General features: G+C 55.9%; 7 protein-coding genes. 5 read left to right on the forward strand and 2 right to left on the reverse strand.

Annotated elements, in window-relative coordinates; genetic code table 11:
- The first annotated feature begins 87 nt into the window (after positions 1 to 87).
- Positions 88 to 2061 (forward strand): acetate--CoA ligase, encoded by a 1974-nt coding sequence (gene acs / locus ACGVKB_RS07910; RefSeq protein ID WP_392350861.1) that lies wholly within the window; start codon positions 88 to 90, stop codon positions 2059 to 2061.
- Positions 2062 to 2299: 238 nt separating this feature from the next.
- Positions 2300 to 3274 (forward strand): phosphate ABC transporter substrate-binding protein PstS, encoded by a 975-nt coding sequence (pstS, locus tag ACGVKB_RS07915; RefSeq protein WP_392350863.1) that lies wholly within the window; start codon positions 2300 to 2302, stop codon positions 3272 to 3274.
- A 76-nt stretch (positions 3275 to 3350) separates the two neighbouring features.
- On the opposite strand, the gene ACGVKB_RS07920 is transcribed toward pstS (ACGVKB_RS07915), so the two are convergent.
- Positions 3351 to 4073 carry a DUF1350 family protein gene (locus tag ACGVKB_RS07920; RefSeq protein WP_392350865.1) on the reverse strand — a complete coding sequence of 241 codons (723 nt, stop codon included), beginning with the start codon at positions 4071 to 4073 and terminating at the stop codon, positions 3351 to 3353.
- Positions 4070 to 4528: a peroxiredoxin gene (locus tag ACGVKB_RS07925; RefSeq protein WP_392350867.1), complete on the reverse strand. Its 459-nt coding sequence runs from the start codon at positions 4526 to 4528 to the stop codon at positions 4070 to 4072. The genes ACGVKB_RS07920 and ACGVKB_RS07925 overlap by 4 nt, the downstream gene beginning before the upstream one ends.
- A gap of 258 nt (positions 4529 to 4786) precedes the next feature.
- Between ACGVKB_RS07925 and ACGVKB_RS07930 the strand changes: the two genes are divergently transcribed.
- The 3 genes from ACGVKB_RS07930 (at position 4787) to pstS (ACGVKB_RS07940) (ending at position 6935) form a co-directional block, all read left to right on the forward strand.
- Positions 4787 to 5497: a 3'-5' exonuclease gene (locus ACGVKB_RS07930; RefSeq protein ID WP_392350875.1), complete on the forward strand. Its 711-nt coding sequence runs from the start codon at positions 4787 to 4789 to the stop codon at positions 5495 to 5497.
- Between the two features lie 100 nt (positions 5498 to 5597).
- Positions 5598 to 5855: a hypothetical protein gene (locus ACGVKB_RS07935; RefSeq protein WP_392350869.1), complete on the forward strand. Its 258-nt coding sequence runs from the start codon at positions 5598 to 5600 to the stop codon at positions 5853 to 5855.
- Between the two features lie 177 nt (positions 5856 to 6032).
- Positions 6033 to 6935, forward strand: a complete 903-nt coding sequence (gene pstS / locus ACGVKB_RS07940) for a phosphate ABC transporter substrate-binding protein PstS (protein ID WP_392350877.1) — start codon at positions 6033 to 6035, stop codon at positions 6933 to 6935.
- The last annotated feature ends 10 nt before the right edge of the window (positions 6936 to 6945 follow it).

Raw genomic sequence — 6945 nt, forward strand, 5'->3', positions numbered from 1 at the left:
TCGACGGTTTGATACGGCTGAACAGTTCCGATCAGATCTAACCGGTTCGCTGACTAGCCTGACCCAGAGCGTGTTGTGGCCGCCGCCGTGACTGAGTCCAAGACGACGATCGAAAGCATCCTGCAGGAGCAGCGTGTCTTCGAACCGCCTACGGATGTTTCAGCCAAAGCCCGGATCAACAGTCTGGAGGCCTACCGAAGCCTGGCCGATGCAGCACGCCAGGATCCAGACACCTTCTGGGGAGATGCGGCTCGCAAGGAACTGCATTGGTTCGAGCCATTTCATACGGTTCTGGACTGGTCGGATGCACCCTTCGCCCGTTGGTTTGAAGGCGGTACGACCAACCTCTCGTTCAACTGCCTCGATCGCCATCTCGAGGGTCCGACAGCCGAGAAAACGGCCCTGATCTGGGAGGGTGAACCCGGTGATGTCCGCCGTTTCACCTACCGCGACTTGCACAGCGAAGTCTGCAAGGCGGCCAACGCACTGAAGTCACTGGGAATCGGCAAGGGGGACCTGGTGGCCCTCTACATGCCGATGGTTCCAGAAGCGGCCATCGCGATGCTGGCCTGTGCACGGATCGGGGCACCGCATTCAGTCGTGTTCGGTGGCTTCTCAGCAGAAGCATTACGCGATCGGATCAATGATGGGAATGTCAAAGCGGTGATCACCGCTGACGGCGGGTTCCGGAAAGACAAGGCGGTTTCGCTCAAGCCCGCGGTGGACGCAGCCCTGGCGAACGGAGCCTGTCCCACGGTTGAGTCGGTGCTTGTGGTGCAACGCACCAAGCAGGACACGGCCATGGAGGACGGTCGAGATCACTGGTGGCATGCGTTGGTGCCCGGCCAATCCAACGCTTGCCCAGCCGAGCGGATGGCCAGTGAAGACCGCCTTTTTGTGCTGTACACCTCTGGATCCACCGGGAAGCCGAAAGGTGTCGTGCACACGACGGCTGGATACAACCTCTGGGCTCACCTCACCTTTCAGTGGATCTTCGATATCCGTGATGACGATGTGTTCTGGTGCACCGCCGATGTGGGCTGGATCACTGGGCACAGCTACATCGTGTACGGCCCACTGTCCAATGGTGCAACCACCGTCATGTACGAAGGTGCACCACGGCCTTCGAAACCCGGGGCGTTCTGGGAGCTGATCCAAAAACACAAGATCTCGATCTTCTACACCGCGCCAACGGCAATTCGAGCCTTCATGAAGAGCGGACGGGAGGTGCCCGATCAGTTCGACATGAGCAGCCTGCGCTTGTTAGGCACCGTTGGCGAGCCGATCAATCCAGAAGCCTGGATGTGGTATCGCGATGTGATCGGTGGGAACCGCTGTCCGATCGTGGACACCTGGTGGCAAACCGAAACCGGTGGAGTGATGATCAGCCCGCTTCCGGGGGCAACACCAACCAAGCCCGGTTCGGCCACCTTGCCTCTGCCGGGAATTCAGGCCGACATCATCGACGCTGAAGGCAACAGCTGCGATGCGGATGAAGGGGGATATCTGGCCGTACGAGCCCCATGGCCCGGAATGATGCGGACGGTGCATGGCAATCCCCAGCGTTTCCGAGAGAGCTATTGGGAACACATCCGGCCGGCTGATGGCTCGTATCTCTATTTCGCCGGGGACGGAGCTCGGCGGGACAAAGACGGCTACTTCTGGGTCATGGGCCGAGTCGATGACGTGATCAACGTCTCGGGTCACCGTTTGGGAACGATGGAAATTGAGTCAGCGCTGGTCAGTCATCCCGCCGTTGCAGAAGCTGCTGTGGTGGGACGTCCAGATGACCTCAAGGGTGAAGGCATCGTGGCTTTTGTCACCCTTGAAGCAGGCCGTGACAGCACTGATGCGCTGGTGGCGGAGCTGCGCTCCCATGTGGGACAGGAAATCGGACCGATTGCCCGGCCCGATGAGATCCGATGCAGTGATGCCTTGCCGAAAACCCGTAGCGGCAAGATTATGCGGCGGATTTTGAGAGCTCTGGCAGCCGGGGAAGAAGTGAGTGGCGACACCAGCACGCTTGAAGATCGTTCCGTACTGGATCGCTTGCGTGGGTGACACCTTCAATCTTGATTCCCTTGTTGAGATCAAGTGATTAACTTCGCGTCAGATGGTTGTCTGTGATCCAAATTACATATAGGAATGATATTGCCCCGCTCAAACCAATACGGTTGCAAAGTTAAGGCGATCTTGTTTAGATCTTAACCTGGATTAATTTATGCATAACGACAAATTGCCGTCCTGTTGATTATGAATGGCAAGGTCAGGACACTCAACTCCTATCCTGCACGCCGTCATGAACATGTTCCAAAAAGCTCTTCTTGTCTCCTCTGTTTGTGTGTTGGGGACAAGTTTGGCGGCCTCAGCAAGCCCACGTTTAAATGGGGCTGGAGCATCCTTCCCCGCAAAAATATATCAACGCTGGTTCTCAGATTTTGCAAAATCTGGAGGAGCACGCGTGAATTACGCTGCCGTTGGCTCAGGCTCTGGCCGGAAATCCTTCATTGACCAAACTGTGGATTTCGGAGCATCCGATGATCCGATGAAGAAAAAGGATATGGCGAAGGTTAAACGCGGCGTTGTCCAAATCCCAATGGTCGGTGGAACGATCGCGTTTGGCTACAACATGCCTGGCTGCGATCTCAAACTCACCCAGGAGCAAGCTGTTCGGGTGGCGATGGGTAAGATCACCAACTGGAAGGAGCTCGGTTGCAAGGCTGGAGCAATCACCTGGGTGCACCGTTCTGACGGTTCTGGAACCACCAAGGCCTTCACCAACTCCATGCAGGCCTTCTCCAGCACCTGGTCGCTGGGTACAGGCAAATCGGTCAAATGGCCTGCCGGCGTCGGCGCCAAGGGCAACTCCGGTGTTGCTGGTGTGATTCAGAACCGTGTCGGCGCTATCGGTTATGTCAATCAGTCGTATATCAAGGGCAATGTTGTAGCCGCCGCCCTGCAGAACAAATCTGGTGAGTTCCTGAAACCATCGGTAAAGACTGGTGCTCGCGCCCTGAACGGCATCAGCCTTGATCAGGATTTGGCCGGTAAAAACCCCAATCCAACGGCCAAGGGTGCCTACCCCATTGCAACTCTGACTTGGGTGCTGGCTTATCAAACCGGCAATGGATCCAAGACTCAGTCCGTGAAAGAGACCCTCAACTACATGTTGAGTGATGCGGCACAGGCCAAAGCTCCCTCCCTGGGATTTGTCCCTTTAAAGGGAAATATCCTTGCCAAATCGAGAGCAGCCGTGAACAAAATCGGTCAATAAATAGCCTGATTCGAGAGGCCAAAGGCAGGGGACAACCCTGCCTTTCGGGTCAAAGGATCGAGTTTCATTCGACTCTTCAACACCAACGAACAATCAATTCTGCGAGCCGCCGATAACGGCGGCTTTTTGCTGGATCATCGGCCCAATCACCGAAGAGACCTTGGCGCATCCCCGCACTGGCTGGTGTGAGGTGATCACCGGGCAGTTGGGTCAATTCACTGGAATCATGAGCGCGGCTCGCCAGTGCCTGAAAGAGCTCTTGACTTTGATCCAAGGCATCATCCCCGAATCGAACCACCAAATTCCTGGGCTGTATGTAGTGCTGTTGAATCAGCCGAAGGGTCTCAGCGGGGGAGGGGCTGAATTCGGTGACCACTCCAAGCCTTGGTGCGATCTCACTCAGAAGGGGAATGGAGCGCTCGGCATTGAAATTGTTGAAACTCAGCGCAACAAATGCTTGGCTGCGCCTGCCACCATCTGGGGCCAGCAGATGCAATTTGCAGCCGAGGCTGTGACCGATGCGAAAGGTGACCGGGGCGGTTCCAATCCGTTCATTGAGAGCGATCCTGGCCGTTCGAAAGTCTGACCAGGCTTGACGCGCCTGCGCTTGGTGATCAAAGCCTGGAACGTAGCTCCAGGCATGGACAGCCAGATTGAGCTGTGAAAACTGCTCAAGCAGCCGTCTGTAACTCACCTGCGGTGTCGCTGCCAGATAACTCCCGCCGATGAACTCGATCAGAGCGGCGGGTTGTTGTGGACACAATTGCCAAATTGAGCCCCGCTGTTGCCAGCTCTTCATGCTGCAGTGAAACGGCTCAGCACCTGCTCGGCCTCGGCGACATGCGCTGGTCCATCCAGCAGATTGCTGAAAATGTGACGAACAACGCCGTCAGCATCAGCGATGTACGTCACTCGACCGGGGATCAGCCCGAGCGTTTTGGGAACCCCCATCAACTGACGCAATGCATTGCCGCGGTCACTGAGCAGAGGGAAGGGCAGGTTGTAGCGCTCCGCAAAACGACGATGGCTGACGTTGTCGTCACCGGACACTCCCCAAACCTCGGCTCCCAGCTCCTGGAAACGCGCGAAGCTGTCCCGAAAACCGCAGGCTTCTGCCGTGCATCCGGGGGTGTCGTCCTTGGGATAGAAAAACAACACCAGGGGGCGTTTGTCCCGCCCCATGCTGCTTCGCATGATGCCGTCCTGATCCTCAAGGCTGAAGGAAGGAAGGGCATCACCGATGGAGACCGCCATAACCAAGTCTGAACAATGCGACGACGTTAAGAACGCAACCCCGGCATCGGGTTGGAGAATGGTCTGGAAACGAACGTTGCTGGATTGGAGGACTCGACACAGCCGCGCCCTGCACCGACGCAGCTCGATCTTCTGAACGTGTTGCCAACAGCCGAGACAAGTTCTCCACCAACGCCAGAGCCAAGGCCAGAGCCAACGCCAGTGGCCCCGCAGGCAACCACGCCAAGCTCGTCAGCAGAACCAAAAAGCAAAGGGGTCATCTCCCTTGGCGATGGGCCAAAAGCTGAGACCGTGTTGATCCTGGACACTGAGACAACAGGTCTGGATCCAGAACAGGATCACTGCGTTGAAGTTGGCTGCATCCTTTTTGATGTTCCATCACGGTCTGTCCTGATTCAGCAGTCGTTCCTGCTGCCTGTGGAGACCAATGGCGCAGAGGCAATCAATCGAATACCAGCCCGGATTAGCCGTCTGCCCCAACCTTGGCAAGCAGGGCTTGCGTTCTTCATCCAGTTGGTGGAGGCATCCGATGTGGTGGTTGCCCATAACGCCGCCTTCGATCGGCAGTGGTTCGGACATGGTCTCCTGCCACCGATCACCAAGCCGTGGCTGTGCACCATGGACGACATCCGCTGGCCATCCCATCGGCAGCTCAAGCCCCGTCCATCTGTGCGGGATCTGGCTCTGGCCTATGGAATACCAGTCTGGGCTGCCCACCGCGCTTTGACGGATTGCATTTATCTGGCCGATGTTCTGGCGCGCTGTGACGACTTAGAGCAGCTGCTGAAGCACGGCATGGAACCACGCGTTCTGATGCGAGCCAAGGTGTCTTACGACAATCGTTCGCTCGCGAAGGATGCCGGTTTCCGCTGGAACGATCCACTCCCCGGTTGTTGGTCCAGACGGTTGAGTCCCCGAGAGGCTGCGGAGCTGCCTTTTGAAGTCACAGCCGTTGAGGACGAGCCCTGAACACGGCTGAAAACAAGCGACGTGTGCGCTTTTGCTTCAGCTTTCCGAAGTGACTGCGTTGTTTTGCACTGATTCCGGTGTGTCGAATCACTGTGAAGTCATGACTGCATTCATTCACCGTCAACACGGCGCTCCGCGGTCACGGTTGCGCACCTGGCAACAGGTTCGGACCTGGGCACGGCTGATCCGCGAAGCTGAGGCCCTATGGCATGTGGATGTACGTGCGCTGCATCGGGTAGCCGCGCTGGAACTGTCACAACTGCTTGAGGAAGTCCCTCCAGAACAACGGACACGCGTGAATCGCTGGTTGGTGCGTTACGACGTCGCCACACGCTTCAACAGGGACGAATCGCCGTGAACTTATTGCTTTCTTAACCTGTCTTAGGTCGAGGTTAACGACAAAAGGGTTCCAAGGATTCAAGCTAAGAAAGGTTCAACTCGATCTGAACAGGTGTTAAAGCAGAGCCTCAGCAAGTCGATCCTCGTCGTACCGACCTTGCTGGCCCTTGTCGCGTGCTCCAGTCAGCAAGCAACGATGCCACGGTTGAATGGTGCTGGAGCCACCTTCCCCTCCAAGATCTATCAGAACTGGTTCTCATCCTTGGCCAAGGATGGTGGAAGCCAAGTGAACTATGCCTCCGTTGGTTCGGGGACTGGTCGCAAATCCTTTATCGATGAGACCGTTGATTTCGGTGCTTCTGATGACCCGATGAAGGTCGAGGATATGGCCAAAGTCAAGCGGGGTGTGGTTCAGATCCCAATGGTTGGTGGCACCATCGCCTTTGGCTACAATAAACCAGGTTGTGATCTCCAATTAACCCAAGATCAGGCTGTTGGAGTCGCCCTGGGAACGGTGAAAGATTGGAAGGAACTGGGCTGTGACGCGGGTCCGTTGACATGGGTTCACCGCTCTGATGGCTCCGGCACCACAAAGGCCTTCACAAACTCAATGCAAGCCTTCTCACCGGCATGGACATTGGGCACGGGTAAATCAGTCAAATGGCCCGCTGGCGTTGGTGCCAAAGGGAACTCAGGCGTAGCAGGTGTGATTGAAAATAAGGAAGGATCCATTGGCTATGTGAACCAGTCCTTTATCAAGGGGAATGTCAAGGCGGCAAGCCTGCAGAACAAGTCCGGAGAGTTTGTTCTTCCCACCGAAGAATCAGGGGCAATCGCATTAAATGGGATTGAGCTTGATGAAAATCTTGCAGGAACAAACCCAAATCCAGAAGCGAAAGGAGCGTATCCAATCGCAACACTCACCTGGATCTTGGCCTACAAGACTGGAAATGGAGACAAAACAGAGGCCATTCGCAAGGCATTTAATCACATGTTGAGTGATGAATCACAAGGCAAGGCATCTGAATTGGGCTTTGTTCCCCTTAAAGGTGACATCATTTCCAAAGCAAAAGATGCGGTTGGACTTATTAGCGAATGACCATTGCTGA

The sequence above is a fragment of the Parasynechococcus sp. genome (assembly GCF_042954325.1).
GTDB lineage: Bacteria > Cyanobacteriota > Cyanobacteriia > PCC-6307 > Cyanobiaceae > Parasynechococcus.